This is a genomic window from Enterobacter sp. LU1, from assembly GCF_008271405.2.
Lineage (GTDB): Bacteria > Pseudomonadota > Gammaproteobacteria > Enterobacterales > Enterobacteriaceae > Enterobacter > Enterobacter hormaechei_C.
Map to the genome: position 1 here is coordinate 4,416,705 of NZ_CP043438.2, position 18,416 is coordinate 4,435,120.

General features: G+C 58.1%; 13 protein-coding genes. 7 read left to right on the top strand and 6 right to left on the bottom strand.

Going from position 1 to position 18,416, the window contains the following annotated elements:
- Positions 1 to 171 precede the first annotated feature (171 nt).
- Entirely contained in the window at positions 172 to 1,572 is a 1,401-nt protein-coding gene (locus FZF21_RS21150) for an MFS transporter (protein ID WP_045329326.1), read from the top strand.
- Positions 1,573 to 1,582: 10 nt separating this feature from the next.
- Positions 1,583 to 3,532, top strand: a complete 1,950-nt coding sequence (locus FZF21_RS21155; protein ID WP_045142690.1) for a glycoside hydrolase family 127 protein — start codon at positions 1,583 to 1,585, stop codon at positions 3,530 to 3,532.
- 137 nt (positions 3,533 to 3,669) lie between these two features.
- Here the strand turns inward: FZF21_RS21155 and aldB are convergent, their stop codons facing one another.
- Positions 3,670 to 5,208, bottom strand: a complete 1,539-nt coding sequence (gene aldB / locus FZF21_RS21160) for an aldehyde dehydrogenase AldB (protein WP_006808612.1) — start codon at positions 5,206 to 5,208, stop codon at positions 3,670 to 3,672.
- 166 nt (positions 5,209 to 5,374) lie between these two features.
- On the opposite strand from aldB, the gene FZF21_RS21165 reads away from it, so the two are divergent.
- On the top strand, positions 5,375 to 6,259 hold the full coding sequence (locus tag FZF21_RS21165) for an ROK family protein (RefSeq protein ID WP_015572761.1): 885 nt from the start codon (positions 5,375 to 5,377) through the stop codon (positions 6,257 to 6,259).
- Positions 6,260 to 6,262: 3 nt separating this feature from the next.
- Here the strand turns inward: FZF21_RS21165 and selB are convergent, their stop codons facing one another.
- From selB to FZF21_RS21180, 3 genes are all read right to left on the bottom strand, one after another.
- Entirely contained in the window at positions 6,263 to 8,101 is a 1,839-nt protein-coding gene (gene selB / locus FZF21_RS21170) for a selenocysteine-specific translation elongation factor (protein WP_047736585.1), read from the bottom strand.
- Entirely contained in the window at positions 8,098 to 9,483 is a 1,386-nt protein-coding gene (gene selA / locus FZF21_RS21175; protein ID WP_023304616.1) for an L-seryl-tRNA(Sec) selenium transferase, read from the bottom strand. The genes selB and selA overlap by 4 nt, the downstream gene beginning before the upstream one ends.
- A 103-nt stretch (positions 9,484 to 9,586) precedes the next feature.
- Positions 9,587 to 10,195: a glutathione S-transferase gene (locus tag FZF21_RS21180; protein WP_015572763.1), complete on the bottom strand. Its 609-nt coding sequence runs from the start codon at positions 10,193 to 10,195 to the stop codon at positions 9,587 to 9,589.
- 436 nt (positions 10,196 to 10,631) lie between these two features.
- Between FZF21_RS21180 and FZF21_RS21185 the strand changes: the two genes are divergently transcribed.
- The 4 genes from FZF21_RS21185 to FZF21_RS21200 all read left to right on the top strand — a co-directional run bounded on the left by FZF21_RS21185 (position 10,632) and on the right by FZF21_RS21200 (position 14,797).
- The gene (locus FZF21_RS21185) at positions 10,632 to 12,539 is read left to right on the top strand and encodes a PTS mannitol transporter subunit IICBA (RefSeq protein ID WP_045329323.1); all 1,908 of its coding nucleotides are present in this window, start codon (positions 10,632 to 10,634) and stop codon (positions 12,537 to 12,539) included.
- A 101-nt stretch (positions 12,540 to 12,640) separates the two neighbouring features.
- Positions 12,641 to 13,789 carry a mannitol-1-phosphate 5-dehydrogenase gene (gene mtlD / locus FZF21_RS21190; protein WP_017382581.1) on the top strand — a complete coding sequence of 383 codons (1,149 nt, stop codon included), beginning with the start codon at positions 12,641 to 12,643 and terminating at the stop codon, positions 13,787 to 13,789.
- Positions 13,786 to 14,376 (top strand): mannitol operon repressor MtlR, encoded by a 591-nt coding sequence (gene mtlR / locus FZF21_RS21195; RefSeq protein ID WP_015572766.1) that lies wholly within the window; start codon positions 13,786 to 13,788, stop codon positions 14,374 to 14,376. Before mtlD ends, mtlR begins: the two co-directional genes overlap by 4 nt.
- Positions 14,377 to 14,434: 58 nt before the next feature.
- The gene (locus FZF21_RS21200) at positions 14,435 to 14,797 is read left to right on the top strand and encodes a YibL family ribosome-associated protein (protein WP_015572767.1); all 363 of its coding nucleotides are present in this window, start codon (positions 14,435 to 14,437) and stop codon (positions 14,795 to 14,797) included.
- A gap of 32 nt (positions 14,798 to 14,829) precedes the next feature.
- Here the strand turns inward: FZF21_RS21200 and FZF21_RS21205 are convergent, their stop codons facing one another.
- Together FZF21_RS21205 and FZF21_RS21210 are read right to left on the bottom strand one after the other, a co-directional pair.
- The gene (locus FZF21_RS21205; protein ID WP_063946296.1) at positions 14,830 to 15,924 is read right to left on the bottom strand and encodes a fimbrial protein; all 1,095 of its coding nucleotides are present in this window, start codon (positions 15,922 to 15,924) and stop codon (positions 14,830 to 14,832) included.
- A 9-nt stretch (positions 15,925 to 15,933) separates the two neighbouring features.
- Positions 15,934 to 18,414, bottom strand: coding sequence for a fimbria/pilus outer membrane usher protein (locus FZF21_RS21210; protein ID WP_052951376.1), 2,481 nt, complete (start codon positions 18,412 to 18,414; stop codon positions 15,934 to 15,936).
- Positions 18,415 to 18,416: the final 2 nt, after the last annotated feature.

Consider the following 18,416-nt stretch of genomic DNA (forward strand, 5'->3'; position numbering starts at 1 on the left):
ATTAATAAATATCAGCAGAACAGCTCGATCAAACTCACAGTTTTACCATCAGGTCGGAATCGTCACCTTTTTATACTTTTCCCTTCCCTTGTTGGTCTGCCCGTTGAATGCAGAATAAATGGGGTACCTTGCACAAATACGATAAAAAATCGTTTATCGAGGAGTTACCCCATGACTTCCACACCGATTACAGACGCAGAAGTTGCAAAACAGGCAGCCGATGACCGGCTGTCAGTCCGCGAGAAAATTGGCTACGGCCTGGGCGACGCGGGCGGCACGGTAATTACCTGCCTGATCATGAACTTTCTGACCTTTTTCTATACCGATGTATTTGGCCTGACGCCCGCGCTGGTGGGCACGCTGTTTATTGCCCTTCGGGTATTTGACGCGATTTCCGATCCGGTGATGGGCGTGATTGCCGACCGCACGCAGAGCCGCTGGGGGCGTTTTCGTCCCTGGCAGCTGTGGGTCGCGCTTCCCATCGGGATCGTCGGCGTGCTGACCTTCACCGTCCCGGACGCCAGCATGGGCGTGAAAATCGCCTGGGCGTTCGGCACCTATCTGTTGCTTTCAGTGGGCTATACCGCCATCAACGTGCCATATTGCGCGCTGATCAACACCATGACCACCCGCCACAACGAGGTTATATCCTGCCAGTCCTGGCGCTTCGTACTGTGCGGCGTGGCGGGCTTTCTGGTCTCCGTTGGCCTGCCGTGGCTGGTGTCAGAGCTGGGACAGGGCAATACCGCCCGGGGTTATCAGCTGGGCGTCGGCGTGCTGTGCACCATCGCCGTGGTGATGTTCCTGTGCTGCTTCTTCTGGGTGCGCGAGCGCGTCCCGCTTGCGCTGATGGGTAAATTCACCCTGCGCGAGCACCTGGCGGGCCTGCGGAAAAACGATCAGCTGCTGCTGATGCTGGTGATGTCGTTTCTGCTGATCAACGTCTTCAACATTCGCGGCGGCGGATACATGTACTTCATCACCTACGTGCTTCAGGGCAGCACGGCGTACACCTCGCTGTTTTTCACCATGGTGACCTTTGCCGCTATTCTGGGCGCGGTGATCGTCAGTCCGCTGTCGCGGCGGATTGATACCGTCAAACTCTACTACTACACCAACCTGATACTCGCTGCGCTTGCGGTGGGAATGTGGTTCCTGCCGGGTGGCCCGGCGCACCAGACGCTCTGGCTGATCGTGATTTTAAGTAACGGCGTGATCCTGGGCTTCACCCTGCCGCTGCACTTCTCGCTGATGGCCTTTGCCGATGACTACGGCGAATGGAAAAACGGCGTGCGCTCATCGGGGATGAACTTCGCCTTCAATCTGTTTTTCATCAAGCTCGCGTGGGCATCCAGCGCCGGGATCATCAGCCTGGTGTTTATTGCCGTGGCCTATCAGCCAGGCGCAGGTAACCAGACACCCGCCTCATTGCAGGGCATCACCTCCATGGAGACGCTGCTTCCTGCCCTTTTCCACCTGCTGCTGGCGGTCGCTATCCGCTGGTGCAGGCTTAACAATCCCGTGATGTCGCGCATTGCCACCGATTTGCGCCAGCGTCATGTACAGTCCTGAGGAGAACGATATGACCATAATGGAAGCCGACCTGCATCAGCTGAAAATCAACGACCCGTTTCTTGGTCAGTACCAACGGCTGGTCCGCGATGTGGTGATCCCCTACCAGTGGGATGCGCTTAACGATCGCGTGGCGGAGGCCGAACCCAGCCACGCCATCGCCAACTTCCGCATCGCCGCCGGTCTGGAACAGGGGGAGTTCTACGGGATGGTCTTTCAGGACAGCGACGTGGCGAAATGGCTCGAAGCCGTGGCGTGGTCGCTGTGCCAGAAGCCGGATGCTGAACTGGAAAAAACCGCCGACGAGGTGATCGAGCTGGTCGCAGCGGCGCAGTGCGAAGATGGCTATCTCAATACCTATTTCACGGTGAAAGCACCGGCCGAGCGCTGGACCAATCTGGCCGAATGCCACGAACTGTACTGCGCCGGACATATGATTGAAGCGGGCGTGGCGTATTTCCAGGGAACCGGAAAACGCCGCCTGCTGGACGTGGTGTGCAGGCTGGCGGATCATATCGACAGCGTGTTTGGCCCGGGCGAAAACCAGCTGCACGGTTACCCTGGCCACCCGGAAATCGAGCTGGCGCTGATGCGGCTGTACGACGTCACGCAGGAGCAACGCTATCTCAATCTGGTGAAATACTTTATTGAGGAACGCGGCGCGCAGCCTCACTTCTACGATATCGAATACGAGAAGCGCGGCAGAACGTCATACTGGAACACCTATGGCCCGGCGTGGATGGTCAAGGACAAAGCTTACAGCCAGGCGCATCTGCCCCTTGCGGAACAACAAACGGCCATCGGCCACGCCGTGCGTTTTGTCTATCTGATGGCGGGCATGGCACATCTGGCGCGCCTGAGCAGCGACGAGGGGAAACGTCAGGATTGCCTGCGGCTGTGGAACAACATGGCACAGCGCCAGCTGTACATCACCGGCGGGATTGGCTCCCAAAGCAGCGGCGAGGCGTTCAGCAGCGATTACGATCTGCCCAACGATACGGTCTACGCCGAAAGCTGCGCCTCCATCGGCCTGATGATGTTTGCCCGCCGGATGCTGGAGATGGAGGCGGACGGCCACTACGCCGACGTGATGGAGCGCGCGCTGTACAACACGGTGCTGGGCGGCATGGCGCTGGACGGTAAGCATTTCTTTTATGTGAATCCGCTGGAAGTGCACCCGAAAACCCTGGCCTTTAACCATATCTATGACCACGTCAAACCGGTGCGCCAGCGCTGGTTCGGCTGCGCCTGTTGCCCGCCGAATATTGCGCGCGTGCTGACCTCGCTGGGGCACTACATTTATACCGTTCGCCCGGACGCGCTGTTGATCAACCTGTACGTGGGGAACGACGTCGCCATTCCGGTTGGGGATAACATCCTCCAGCTGCGGATTAGCGGGAACTATCCGTGGCATGAGCAGGTGAAAATCGAGATTACCTCACCAGTTCCGGTGACTCACACGCTGGCCCTGAGGCTGCCGGACTGGTGTGCGGAACCGGCTGTTTCGCTCAATGGTCAGGCCATTACAGGCGAGGTCTCCCGTGGATACTTATACCTCAACCGAAGCTGGCAGGAAGGCGACACGCTGACGCTGACGTTACCGATGCCGGTCCGCCGCGTGTACGGCAACCCGCAGGTGCGCCAGCAGGCGGGGAAAGTCGCATTGCAGCGTGGACCGCTGGTTTACTGCCTGGAAGAAGCCGATAACGGCGCAAATCTGCATAACCTTTCTTTGCCCCAGGACAGCGCGTTTCGGGTATTTGAAGGCAAAGGCATTTTCGCGCACAAGATGTTGATACAGGCGGAAGGGATCGGGTGTCAGGCGAAGGACACTGATGCCCTGTGGCAGTACGACCACTCGCCGGTAGAACGTCAGCCCCGGACGCTGACCTTTATTCCGTGGTTCAGCTGGGCAAACCGGGGAGAAGGGGAAATGCGGATATGGGTGGATGAAAGCTGAATAACTGCGGCCTGTTGCCCTCACCCCAGCCCTCTCCCACGGGAGAGGGAGTAAAAAGTAGGCCGGGTAAGGCGAAGCCGCCACCCGGCTTTAACCCGGCTCAGGTCACCCCACCCGGAACGGCCTGAGCCCGGAGATTAAAACAGCCCCAGCGGTTTATCGGAGTAGCTGACTAACAGACATTTCGTTTGCTGGTAGTGCTCCAGCATCATCTTATGGGTTTCACGCCCGATGCCCGACTGCTTGTAGCCGCCAAACGCCGCATGAGCCGGATAGGCGTGATAGCAGTTTGTCCATACGCGTCCGGCCTGAATGCCGCGGCCCATTTTATAGGCCAGATTACCGTTACGACTCCAGACGCCCGCCCCCAGGCCATACTGCGTGTCGTTGGCGAGCTCCAGCGCCTCGTCCATGGTTTTAAACGTGGTGACGGCCAGCACCGGTCCAAAAATTTCCTCCTGGAAAACGCGCATGTTGTTCTTACCGAACAGGATGGTCGGCTCAAGGTAGTAACCCTCCTGCAAATCGCCGCCCAGCACCTTACGACGACCGCCGGTCAACACATCGGCCCCCTCTTTTTTACCGATATCAATATAGTTGAGGATGGTTTCCAGCTGGCCATGCGATACCTGCGCTCCCATCTGGGTGACGTTATCCAGCGGATTACCGCTGCGAATCGACTCCACGCGCCGGATCGCCCGCTCCATAAAGCGCTCATAAATGGATTCCTGCACCAGCGCGCGGCTCGGACAGGTGCAGACTTCACCCTGGTTGAACGCGAACAGCGCAAACCCTTCCAGCGCTTTGTCGAAGAAGGCGTCCTCTTCATCCATCACGTCGGCAAAGAAGATGTTCGGCGATTTCCCGCCCAGCTCCAGGGTGACCGGAATGATGTTCTGGGTCGCGTACTGCATGATCTGCTGACCCACTTCCGTTGAGCCGGTAAACGCCACTTTAGCAATACGCTTTGAAGTAGCCAGATATTCGCCGATCTCTCCCCCGGCCCCGTTGACCACGTTAATGACCCCCGGCGGCAACAGGTCGCCAATCACCTCCATCAGCAGCAGTACCGAAAGCGGCGTTAAGCGTGCAGGTTTCAGCACCACGCAGTTACCCGCCGCCAGCGCGGGCGCCATTTTCCAGCTCGCCATCAGCAGCGGGAAGTTCCACGGAATAATTTGCCCCACCACGCCGAGCGGCTCGTGGAAGTGATACGCCACGGTATCTTTGTCAACTTCACTTATTCCCCCCTCCTGGGCACGAATGCAGGACGCAAAATAGCGGAAATGGTCAATCGCCAGCGGCACGTCCGCCGCCATGGTTTCCCGGATCGGCTTGCCGTTGTCCCACGTTTCCGCGGTCGCCAGCAGCTCCAGATTCTGCTCCATCCGATCGGCGATTTTGAACAAAATGGCCGCTCTGTCCTGAACGGACGTTTGTCCCCACTTATCTTTCGCCTTATGCGCCGCATCCAGCGCTAAATCGATATCCCGCTTGCCCGAACTGGCAATTTCACACAGCGGCTGGCCGGTAACGGGCGTCAGGTTGGAATAGTACTCACCGTCGACGGGCGCCACCCAGTCGCCGCCGATGAAGTTGTCATAGCGGGGCTTCAGCTTAAGAGGAAAACCATACTCGCCTGGCTGGATACGCGATGAGGGAGGATTGTTTGTCATGACCGTCTCCTTGCAGTAGGTGTACAACAAGGGTAGTTCCGGCTGGTGATTTTCTCGCCAGTCGGTAACGGGTTTACGAGCCGTATCACGGATTACCGTACTTTACGTTTCGTTTCTGCCGCCGGAGCCATACTTAATAGCTCAGGGGCTCATGAGGAACAATGCAATGCAGCTATTTATCGGCTTTGACGTGGGCGGAACCCACATCAAACACGGCGTGATCAACGAAAACGGCGAAGAACTGACATCCGATGAATATGATACGCCTGACGATGAAAGCACCTTCAAACAGAAGTGGAAAGCGGTGGTGGATAAGTACCGCCAGGAGCATGAGATCGTCGGCATCGGCGTGAGTTTTCCGGGCCACATCAATCACCATACCGGCGAAGCGGCCAAGGCCGGGGCACTGGATTACCTTGACGGTGAAAACCTGTGCGAGCTTTTCGCACAGCTGACCGATCTCCCCGTAACAACCGAAAATGACGCCAACTGCGCGGCGCTGGGCGAACGCTGGCAGGGCGCCGGTAAGGACTATGAGCATTTTGTCTGCATCACCATCGGCACCGGCATCGGCGGCGGTATCGTCATGGAGGGCGATCTCTACCGTGGGTCGCACTACCGGGCGGGTGAGTTTGGCGTGCTGCCCGTTGGCAACAACGGCGAGCCGATGCACGAAGTGGCGTCCGCCAGCGGCCTGATGAAAGCCTGCCGCCGCGCGCTGGCCGTGTCGGAAGATGAGATGCCTGACGGTGAGGAGCTGTTTAGACGCATGGACAGCGACGTGCATCTGCGTGAGGCCATAGAAGAGTGGGCGCATTTCCTCTCGCGGGGCATCTACAGCGTGATCTCCATGTTTGATCCGCAGGCGGTGCTGATTGGCGGCGGCATTAGCGAGCAGGAGAAAATCTATCTCCTGCTGGATAAATACCTACAGCGATTCGAGGAGTGGGAAGCGCTCCGGGTGCCCATCCTTCCCTGCGAGCTGGGTAACCAGGCGGGAAGGCTGGGCGCGGTCTGGCTGGCTAAGCAGAAGCAGGCGCGCAGCGCTTAACGCTTAGGGAAATAACTGCGCGTCGCGTAGCACATGGTCATTGCCACGACGACGCGTAAACCCGATGCGGTTGAAATACTCCAGGATCTGAATCGCCAGTTTGCGTCCTACGTTCAGCCGATCGCGGAAGTCTGCGGCGCAGGTTGATCCGCGCGCCTGATCCAGCTCCCGGATCAGGTTCGCAAATGCCACGATCCGATCGTTGCGGTAATAACGATCTTTCACGATCGCCACAATCATCCCCTGCTGCGCCGCATGGCGCAGTACCTGACGCATCAGCTGCTCATCGGTATGGGTTTCACGCGCCAGATCGCGCACCCACCACGGTTCATCGCCAAACAGCGCCGCCACTTTTTGCCAGACCGCGTCCTGCTCAGCGGTAAAACCGGCCTTGTGCGCCGGCAGGTGCAGCCAGCCGTGATGACTTGCAATCACGCCGCTTTCACGCATGTTTTCAATCAGCAACAGCACCAGCGCGTCGTCTTCCATGGGCAACGCCATGCGCCGCAGACGTTCACGGCCCGGGCCGGGCTCATCCTGATGCTGTTCATGGTAGGTCGCCAGCGTGCTCAGCACTTTGCGCTGCCAGCGCGCCGCCACCGGCGCGTTCAGCAGGCTGTTGCCGGCCTGAATAAAACCTGGCTCCTGCGTCAGAAGACGCAATCCTTCGCTGCTGAGCTGGCGCGCCCAGGCGAACGCCGCCAGATCCACCGCACCACGCTCAAGGTGGATATCTAACGCAGACTTATCATCGCGGGCCTGGGCCAGTGCGGCCAGCCACTGTAAATACTCGGGCTTACGCTTGCCGCGACGGGGCGGATCCAGCATGACCACGCGCGCGCCCGCCAGCGTTTCCCGCGCCGAAATATCGCGCAGAACCAGGCGGTCGTTATCCGCCAGCCAGAGCGGGGAGTCGAACACCAGTTCGGCGAGATCGTTTTCCAGCAGCGACACGCGTCCGGTGATGTGGCTGGCCGCGTGGTGGATATGCAGCGGCTGCCACTGGGTCAGTGGGGTATGGGTCTGGAGAGAAACGATGATCCGTTCAGAAGGCTCCGGCGGCGCGTCGGCCAGCAGCCAGTCGCCGCGGTTAAGCTGGTCTTTTTCGGCATCACCGGCAATATTCAGCGCGATACGCTGCCCGGCGTGGGCCTGTTCCACCGGCTGGTTTTGCGCGTGAAGCCCGCGCACGCGCATCGGTTTGTTCACGCCCGTCAGCCACAGGGTATCGCCCACGTTCACTTCGCCGCTCAGCGCGGTGCCGGTCACCACCAGCCCAGCCCCTTTCACGGTAAATGCCCTGTCGATCGCCAGACGGAAGCGGTGATGGCTGGCATGTTCACGAGACGGGATCTGCTGCAAATGGTCGCGAAGAGCGTCGATACCGCGGCCTTCTGTCGCCACGGTGACAAACAGTGCGGCATCCCTAAAACCGTACTCACTCAGCGCCGCCAGCACCTCTTCACGCACCTCGTCGATACGCGCCTCATCCACACGGTCCGCTTTGGTGAGGGCGACGGTCAACTGCGGGTTTCCCGTCAGCTGGAGGATCGCCAGATGCTCGCGCGTTTGCGCCATCACCCCGTCATCGCACGCGACCACCAGCAGGGCGTGATCGATCCCGCCCACGCCCGCGAGCATATTGGAAAGAAACTTCTCGTGGCCGGGCACGTCGATAAAGCCCAGCACGCGACCGTCGGGCTGCGGCCAGTAGGCGTAACCCAGGTCAATGGTCATGCCGCGCTTTTTCTCTTCCGGCAGGCGATCGGCATTCACGCCCGTAATGGCCTGCAATAACGTGGTTTTGCCGTGGTCAACATGACCGGCGGTGGCAATAATCATTTCAACATCATCTCCAGAAACCGCACTTCATCTTCCAGACAGCGTAAATCCAGCCACATGCGCCCGTCACCGATCCGGCCAATCACCGGCGTCGGTAATGCGCGCCAGCGCGCCGACAGCGCCTCAAGCTGGCTTCCGCGTCCGTCGCGCGGGGTGAACGTCAGCGCTTCGCTCGGTAACCTGTCCACCGGCAGCGAGCCGCTGCCAATTTGCGACAGGCAAGGCTCGATACGAACGTCAAACTCAGGGTAATGAGGAGCAACCTGCGGCAGTAGCGCTTCCGCCTGCGCGCGAATGGAGGCCGCATCACGGCTCAGCAAACGCAACGTGGGCAGGCGGTCAGCCAGTTTCTCCGGGTGGAGATAGAGCCGCAGCGTGGCTTCCAGCGCGGCCAGCGTCATTTTATCGGCACGCAGGGCGCGCTTCAGCGGGTGCTGCTGTAGCTGCGCAATCAGCTCGCGCCTGCCGACGATAATCCCCGCCTGCGGCCCGCCCAGCAATTTATCACCGGAGAAACTGACCAGGCTTACGCCCGCGGCAACCATTTCCTGCACCATGGGCTCTTTCGGCAGACCGTACTGGCGCATATCCACCAGCGACCCGCTGCCGAGATCGGCAATCACCGGCACGTTTAGCTCGCGCCCGATGGCGGCCAGTTCGGCCTCTTCCACCGTTTTGGTGAACCCCTCAATATGGTAATTGCTGGTATGCACTTTCATCAGCAGGGCGGTGTTTTCATTCACCGCCGCGCGATAATCTTTTGCATGGGTACGGTTGGTTGTGCCCACTTCATGCAGCGTGCAGCCCGCCTGGCGCATGACGTCCGGAATACGAAACGCCCCGCCGATCTCAACCAGCTCGCCGCGAGAGACGACAACCTCTTTTCCGCTCGCGGTGGCCGCCAGCATTAGCAGCACCGCCGCCGCGTTGTTATTCACAATGCAGGCATCTTCCGCGCCGGTGATCTGGCAGAGAAGATCCGCCAGTGCGCGATCGCGATGCCCACGCCCGGCGCCGTCCAGATCGTACTCCAGCGTCACCGGCGAGCGCATGGCACGGGTGACGGCCTCTGTTGCCTCTTCTGCCTGCTGTGCCCGGCCCAGATTGGTGTGCAGAACCGTGCCCGTCAGGTTAATAACCGGGCGCAACGCGCTTTGCCCGTGCTTGCTCAGCCTGCGTTCAACTTCCTGCTCCCACGCCACGCACCAGCCGGGTAGCGCGTTCTCAGCCTGAATATGGCGACGCGCATCGTCCTGAAGCTGGCGTAGCATGTCGACCGTTGCAGTATGGCCAAACTGCTCCAGCACCGCAGTGATGCGCGGGTCACGAAGCAGACGATCGGTAGCGGGGATCTGGCTGTAGAGGGAATGATGAGTAGTCATGAATACGCCTGGCGAGTAAATATCTTCCCCCCTCCCGACGGGAGAGGGAGTTAACATGTGGGGGGATTGTACCGCCTCCCGCCAGGAAGTGTTATAACCCGCATCAAGCCTTTGGTGGTTCAGTCCGGGCAAAACTTTCGCGCTGGAAGAGCGTCTCCGCCAGTTTGACCAGCAGCGGACGATCCACGCACCAGCCCGGCGAGACGCGGCGGAAATTGAGGTAGCCAATGGCGCAGGCGATGGCGATCGTCGCCAGATTCAGGCTATCGCTCTGAATTTTTCCGTCGCGGATCAGCTGTTCGCACATATCCAGGCTGCGGCTGATTTTTTCGCGCTGGCGCAGCAGCTCATTTTCTGACTGCTGGGCGGCGGGCCTTGCCTGCTCGCGTACGGACGTCAATGCCGCATCCATAATGCCATCCGCCAGGGCTTCAATTTGCTTCATCGCCAGCGCTGCTTTTGGGTCCGCCGGCAGCATGGCTGGCGCAACGCCAAGCAGCTCGATGTACTCCGCAATGATCGGGGAATCAAACCAGTAGTCGCCCTCGTCCGTTACCAGCGCCGGGACTTTCCCCAGCGGGTTGTACTGCGCAACGCCGTTCTCAGCGTTGTAGGGCTGTTCATTCACGAATTCAAATTCAATTCCTTTCTCCAGCAGGAGAATCGAAATCTTACGCACGAAAGGACTGGTATAACTGCCGATGAGTTTCATTGCTTATCCTTAATGCCCACAAAGAGGTCAGTATGGATCAAGCCGTGGAAAAAGGCAGGTGTGCGTATCGCATTCCTGCCATGAGGGGATACGGGAGAAATCTGCATAAAAATATTTTGTGAATCAAATCACAATCCGGAAACAAACAGCCAACTTAACATTGTGATATAAATCACAAAACACCGTCCGTTTTGGCGTAATTTTGAGCGATGTATTTTTTTCACACACTCGTTATGTGATCGCGATCACTTCATTAATGTCCTCACCCCCTACATTCATGTGATTCAGATCACACAAAATTTCGCTGTCTGGACAGTTGAACGATTCAGTGCCAGATTTCACAGCATCAGAACAGGGCCCGGCTACCTCTGCCGCCGCACATTAACGATAAACCTCGGGCCACAAGCCTAAGCGTAAACATAAGAAGGGGTGTTTTATGTCATCCGATTTCAAGATCAAAGTGCAAAGCTTTGGTCGTTTCCTCAGCAACATGGTGATGCCAAATATCGGCGCGTTTATCGCGTGGGGTATTATCACCGCATTATTTATTCCGACAGGGTGGTTGCCTAACGAAACGCTGGCGAAACTTGTTGGCCCAATGATTACCTATCTCCTGCCGCTGCTCATCGGTTATACCGGTGGTCGTCTGGTGGGTGGTGACCGTGGTGGCGTCGTGGGTGCCATCACAACCATGGGTGTTATCGTCGGTGCGGATATGCCGATGTTCCTCGGTGCGATGATTGCCGGTCCTCTGGGCGGCTGGGCAATCAAGAAATTCGACGTCTGGGTTGATGGCAAGATCAAATCCGGCTTCGAAATGCTGGTGAACAACTTCTCTGCGGGCATCATCGGGATGATCCTCGCCATTCTGGCGTTCCTCGGCATTGGCCCTGCGGTTGAAGTGTTGTCCAAAATTCTGGCGGCAGGCGTTAACTTTATGGTTGCGCACGACATGCTGCCGCTGGCGTCTATCTTCGTTGAACCGGCGAAAATCCTGTTCCTGAACAACGCCATCAACCACGGTATCTTCTCACCGCTGGGTATTCAGCAGTCACACGATCTCGGCAAGTCCATCTTCTTCCTGATTGAAGCGAACCCGGGTCCGGGTATGGGCGTTCTGCTGGCGTACATGTTCTTTGGTCGCGGCAGCGCGAAACAGTCTGCTGGCGGCGCGGCGATCATTCACTTCCTGGGCGGTATTCACGAAATTTACTTCCCGTATGTGCTGATGAACCCACGTCTGATCCTGGCCGTTATCCTTGGCGGTATGACCGGCGTGTTCACCCTGAGCGTACTGGGCGGTGGTCTGGTGTCTCCTGCTTCTCCAGGCTCTATCCTGGCGGTGCTGGCGATGACCCCGAAAGGCGCCTACTTCGCGAACATCGCGGCGATCTGTGCGGCCATGGCGGTCTCCTTCGTGGCCTCCGCTATCCTGCTGAAAACCAGCAAGGTGAAAGAAGACGACGATATCGAAGCGGCAACCCGTCGTATGCATGACATGAAAGCCGAATCCAAAGGCGCAACGCCGCTGGCGGCGGGAGATGTCTCTAACGACCTGAGCCACGTGCGTAAAATCATCGTGGCTTGTGATGCCGGTATGGGCTCCAGCGCAATGGGTGCGGGCGTACTGCGGAAGAAAGTGCAGGATGCGGGTCTGACCAACATCTCCGTCACCAACAGCGCGATTAACAGCCTGCCGCCGGACGTTGACCTGGTGATCACGCACCGCGATCTGACCGAACGCGCTATGCGTCAGGTACCGCAGGCGCAGCACATTTCCCTGACCAACTTCCTCGACAGCGGCCTGTACGCCAGCCTGACCGAACGCCTGGTGGCGGCGCAGCGCCATGAAGATAACGAAGTGAAAGTGCGTACCAGCCTGCAAGACAGCTTCGACGAGAGCAACGCGCATCTGTTCAAACTGGGCGCTGAAAACATCTTCCTTGGCCGCACGGCGACCAATAAAGAAGAGGCCATTCGCTTCGCCGGTGAGCAGCTGGTGAAAGGCGGCTACGTTCAGCCTGAGTACGTTGAGGCGATGCTGGAACGCGAAAAGCTGACCCCAACCTACCTGGGTGAATCCATCGCGGTGCCACACGGTACGGTGGAAGCCAAAGACCGCGTGCTGAAAACCGGCGTGGTGTTCTGTCAGTATCCTGATGGCGTGCGCTTCGGTGAAGAAGAGGACGACATCGCCCGTCTGGTGATTGGTATCGCCGCTCGCAACAACGAGCATATCCAGGTGATTACCAGCCTGACCAACGCGCTGGATGACGAAACGGTTATTGAGCGTCTGGCCAACACCACCAGCGTTGAAGAAGTTCTGGCCCTGCTGAACAAATAACAGCGCCTCTTCCCTCTCCCCCCGGGGAGAGGGCTAGGGTGAGGGGAAAACGTTCCTCACCCCAGCCCTCTCGGGTAAAAACATTGATAAAGGTTAACACTATGAAAGCATTACATTTTGGCGCAGGTAATATCGGTCGTGGCTTTATCGGTAAACTGCTGGCAGACGCGGGCATTACCCTGACATTCGCCGATGTGAATCAGGTGGTTCTGGATGCCCTGAATGCCCGTCATAGCTATCAGGTTCACGTGGTGGGTGAAAACGAACAGGTTGAAACGGTCTCTGGCGTCAACGCGGTAAGCAGCATTGGCGACGACGTGATTGACCTCATCGCGAGCGTTGATCTGGTCACCACCGCCGTGGGTCCGGTGGTGCTTGAGCGTATCGCCCCGGCGGTTGCGAAAGGCCTGGCGAAGCGTAAAGCACAGGGCGTTGAAACACCGCTGAACATCATCGCCTGTGAAAACATGGTGCGCGGCACCACGCAGCTGAAAGGCCACGTTCTTGCGGCCGTCGCCGACGAAGATAAAGCCTGGGTTGAAGCGCACGTGGGTTTTGTGGATTCCGCCGTTGACCGCATCGTTCCGCCGTCAGCATCCGCCACCAACGACCCGCTGGAAGTGACCGTGGAAACCTTCAGCGAGTGGATCGTTGATAAAACCCAGTTTAAGGGCGCGCTGCCGACCATTCCGGGAATGGAATTAACCGATAACCTGATGGCATTTGTCGAACGTAAACTCTTCACGCTGAACACCGGGCATGCTATAACCGCGTACCTCGGAAAATTGGCCGGTCATCAGACGATTCGTGACGCGATCCTCGATGAGAACATCCGTGCGGTGGTCAAAGGGGCAATGGAAGAGAGCGGCGCGGTGCTGATCAAACGCTACGGTTTTGATGCTGATAAACACGCGGCATACATCCAGAAAATCCTCGGTCGTTTTGAAAACCCGTATCTGAAAGATGACGTTGAGCGCGTGGGTCGTCAGCCGCTGCGTAAACTGAGCGCGGGCGACCGCCTGATTAAACCGCTGCTGGGCACGCTGGAATACGGCCTGCCGCACGCAAACCTGGTGAAGGGCATCGCTGCCGCCATGCACTACCGCAGCGAGCAGGACCCGCAGGCGATTGAGCTGGCTCAGCTGATTGATGACAAAGGCGCGCAGGCTGCGCTGGCGCAGATCTCCGGTCTGGATGCCAACAGTGACGTAGTTGCGGAGGCGGTCAGCGCATACAACGCAACCAAATGATGCAGAGTCCGGCGCAGGTTAGCCTGCGCCCGAATAACAGATTGTCAGATATGCAGGCAATAATGGAACAAACCCAGGCCTTTGAAAATCGTGTGCTTGAGCGTCTGAATGCTGGCAAAACCGTACGGAGTTTCCTGATTGCCGCCGTCGAGCTGTTAACCGAGGCGGTGAACATTCTGGTGCTTCAGGTGTTTCGCAAAGACGACTACGCGGTAAAGTATGCTGTAGAACCGTTACTGGACGGAGACGGACCGCTGGGCGATTTATCGGTACGGCTGAAGCTGATTTACGGTCTTGGCGTGCTGAACCGCCAGGAGTATGAAGACGCCGAGCTGTTAATGGCGCTGCGCGAAGAGCTCAATCATGACGGTAATGAGTACACCTTTACCGATGATGAGATACTGGGGCCCTTCGGCGAACTGCACTGCGTATCCGCGCTCCCTCCCGCACCTCAGTTTGATAACAGCGACCCTGAGCTGTACGCGATGCAAAAGCTGCGTTATCAACAGGTTGTGCGCTCCACCATGGTGCTTTCCCTGACTGAGCTGATTTCTAAAATCAGCTTAAAAAAAGCGTTTCAGAAGTAAGCCCGCACACATTGGTGTATCCTTCCCTGTAAATTCCCCGTTTTCAGAGTTATTTGTCATGAAAGAAGTCGAAAAGAACGAAATTAAACGCCTGAGCGACCGTCTGGATCTGATCCGCCATCAGATGGCTGGCCTCTCCCTGGTCGATTCCGCCGAGAAATATGCCGAGCTGGAAAAAGAGTCCGTGAAGCTGGAGGCGGAAATTGAACGCCTGCGCGAAGTGAAAGGCCAGAAGCTGAGTAAAGAAGCGCAGAAGCTGATGAACATGCCGCATCGCCGCGCGATCACCAAAAAAGAGCAGGCCGACATGGGCAAGCTGAAGAAAAGCGTCCGTGGCCTGGTGGTGGTGCACCCGATGACTGAGCTTGGTCGCGAAATGGGCCTGAAAGAGATGACGGGTTTTTGTAAGACCGCGTTCTGATCGTCCTCCCCTGCCGCTGCGGCAGGGGAAACTCAGTTGTAAATCAGGTTAAACGTCGCCATCGCATCCGCTTTTCCCGCCGTCACGTTCTCTTCCGTCTGAAGGTAATGCGCATCAAACCAGAAGGTTTGCGTCTGGTTATCCCCCACTTGCCCAAATGCTGACACCTGTGGGATGTTCCATGGTACCACCTGCCCCTGAACCGAACCGGTATTGTCACCGTAAAGCAGTTCGATCCCGACACCGCTGGCGCTATCCTCCTGCTTCGTCAATGCCAGCGCCCGATCGTTGCCCGGCGTGGTATCGCCAAAGAAACCCATCTTCACCGCCGTGTTATTTTCGCAGGTCACCGGAATGCTGAAGCGTCCGCCTCCGGCGCGGGAGCCTATGCCATGAAATTCACGCTGGCTCACGCTCCCCATGGGAACAAGAATGCTGCGAGAGCCCACTGAACAGCTGGTACGCCTGACGGTGAAGCTGGCGAGATGGATCTGTACCGGTGTCGCCACGTTGGTGGCGCTGGCTTGATTTTCTCCCGCCTGCAATATCAGCGATCCGACATTTTGCTCCTGGGAATTGGCGTTATCGTCAGGCATGGCGCTGGTCGTTGGAATTTTGTAAAACACCACCCAGAACTGCATTTTATACATTGAGGCGCTGGCAAAGGCGGGGTTTTGCGATGCGTCGCAAATGCGCCGGGACTCATTGCCATTCACCTGACTTGTGCCGTCAATGTAGCGTACCGCATCGGCGCCGCAGTACTGCTGTTCCCGGAACCCCAGCGCATAGCCGATGCCGTCGATCTGAGTTTTATAGACGTGACGTGACGCCCCGTCTTCACCAACCACGGTGCCGACGGGGTTATCCACGTCGACAAAGCCGATACTACGCCAGGCATCATTCCCGCCATCACAGCTGTAGAAATCCGCCCCGGTAGACTGTATCGGCGCAGATATCGGCGTCCAGTCCGCCGTGCCGGGCGCATACCCTATGGCGTAGGGCACCTGAACGACCCACTGATCGCGCGTGGTGCGGCAAGATGAGGTCTGAGCATGGGCATGAAAACTCAGCATGCCAAAAAGCGAAAGAAGGCTCAGGTAGAAAAACCAGTGAATAAAACGACGCATGATATTCCTCTAATGGCACTCAACGGATAGCGTGGCGATACCGGGGGCCATATGAGCTTTCCCCAGTCTGAAAGGTGTCTGGCATTGCTGCTGCTCCCCGTCCTGATACCAGCTGACGCGCAGGGTGCCGCGCTCTGGTACCCCGCTCAGGTAGGCCTGACCGCCGTCAGCGACCATGCTTCGGTTTGCAGAATGGCGGTTCTGCTCCACCACTTCAGCCTGCGCGCCAAACGGCAACGGTTCGCCGTGGTAGCGCAGGGAAAACAGAACGCGATAACCAATGTGGGTTTTGTAATTGGCCAGCACCACCGCGCCGCTGGTGGGAATGAGCGTCAGACCGCTCTGCTCAACGTCGACGTTCTCACCCAGCGTCGCCGTATCAAGACTGACGGTATTTTTGCGGTACGCCGAGAGCGTTGGCATGACCGCATAGCCGCGGCTGTCGGTATGGATCCCGTTGTAGCCCTCCGGCTCAACGTTCGCCGCGCCGGGCACGCGTAGCAGGGCGACGGTATCGCCCAGCGGCTGGCTAAGCGTGACGCCATACTGCGTGGCGATAACGCCTCCGGCGAGTCCGAGGCTCGCGTTGCTACCGCTTCGGCTGTGGTCATAACCGAGGCTGACGTTGCCGTAGCCACCGTTGTATTGCAGCGCCAGGCTGGTACTGTCGGCTTGTCCCTCGCTGGCCTTACTCTGCTGAACGCTGTAATTAAGGTTGCGATTCGCCAGCGCACTGCCGTTGAGTGACACCTGCTGCGTGGTCATCCCACGATTGTTGTGGTTGATGAAGTAACTGACCGAGCTGTCCGGTAACCAGTGACCAAGCGGAACATTGACGTTAAACGACACGGTACGATCGGGATGCTGCTCAAGCGCTGAGTCGGTGTAGTCATACCCCGCGCCCCAGGTAATGCCTCGCCAGCTGGTGTACCAGCCAATGTGGATGGTTTTATCCTGCCCGGACGTATGCCAGTAATCCTGCATCCATGCCGAGACGCTGAGGCTGCCGAACTGACCCAGCGTCTGTGAGAAGGTGACCTGCGAGCGGCTACGGCGATTATTGAGTTGCAGCTGTTGGCTGTCAGACTGATTCAGTTCACTGAATTCATAGTAATTGCGCGAGGCATAGCGATAACTCGCCAGGTTGAAGGCGCTGCCGGTAGCGCTGAAATCTTTCTGATACTGAATGCGCCACGCCTGCCCCATCGCGCTTTTGCCATTGGGTAAACGGCTTTTTGCCAGCGTATCGTCAATGCCCAGCGAGCCAAATGCGCCAAACCCTCTGCCTACGCCAATTGCACCGGCCTGATAGTTGCTCGCCGTACGAAAGCCGCCATACACCGTCATCCTCGAGAGCAGGCCGTAGAAGAAAGCGCCTTCAACAAACTCAGGTGAACGCGCATCGCCGGAGCCGGAGTGAAATCGTCCGGCGTTGAGGCTGTATTTCAGGCTGCCCAGGCGTCGCATAAACGGCACCGCAGAATAGGGTTGGGTAAAGACGCGCGTTGAGCCGTCACTTTCCGTGACCGTCACCTGTAGATCGCCACTTTGTGCGCCGGGGAACAGATCGTTAATGATAAATGGCCCGGCGGCCACCCAGGTTTCATAGATCACATAGCCATTTTGCGAAACGGAGACTTTAGCGAAGCTGTGTGCGACGCCGCGGATGGTTGGTGCGAAGCCGCGCTGGCTGTCGGGCAACATGCTTTCGCTTGATGTAAGCTGTACCCCGCGAAACGCCACGCTATCGAAGACGTCGCCTGCGGTCCAGGCATCGCCGATCCGTAGCTGGCTGTTAAGACGGCGAATATCCCGGGTCAGCCAGCTACTTTGCGACTGAAAATGGTCGCCGCCCGCGTCGCTGTGGCTCCAGGCGGAGGTGTTGCGCAACCGCCACGCCCCCAGATTGATACCGTTACGCAGGCTCAGATAGCTGGATGTCGTGACGCCACGCTGATGATGTGCCTGGCCGCCCGACAGACTGTAATCAGTAAATGCCGCCGGGATACCATCGTCCCACTGCGACTGCGGCACGTAGCCACGGCTGCGGTGTTTCATCGCCGCCTGCGGCAGGCTGAGAAAGAGACGCTGCTGGTTGAAATCATAGGAGGTTCGCGCTGCCGGAATGAAATCCGCGAGGTGCGTGAACGTTTCTCCCTCCCGCAACCGTGAGAATGCAGGAATGGCCCTGACATTCACCCCAAGCGCTTCCAGCAGCGATACGCTAAAAACGGGTTGCAGGCTGCCTTTCTCATTGACGAAGGTGATCTCCTGATGCCGCTCCTCGCGTCCGTTAATCTCCAGCGTCACGAGCCAGGTGCCTGGCATCTGCCCGCCCTTTTCAGAGAAATAGTGCAGATCCGCCGTTTTCTGTTCGGTAGAGGAAAGCTCCAGCGCGGCGGGATCAAAGTAATCCTCGGCCATCCCCGCGCGGCTGAAGCTAAGCAGCAACACCGAAAGCGGCGCGTAACGAAACAGGCGAAAAGACATGG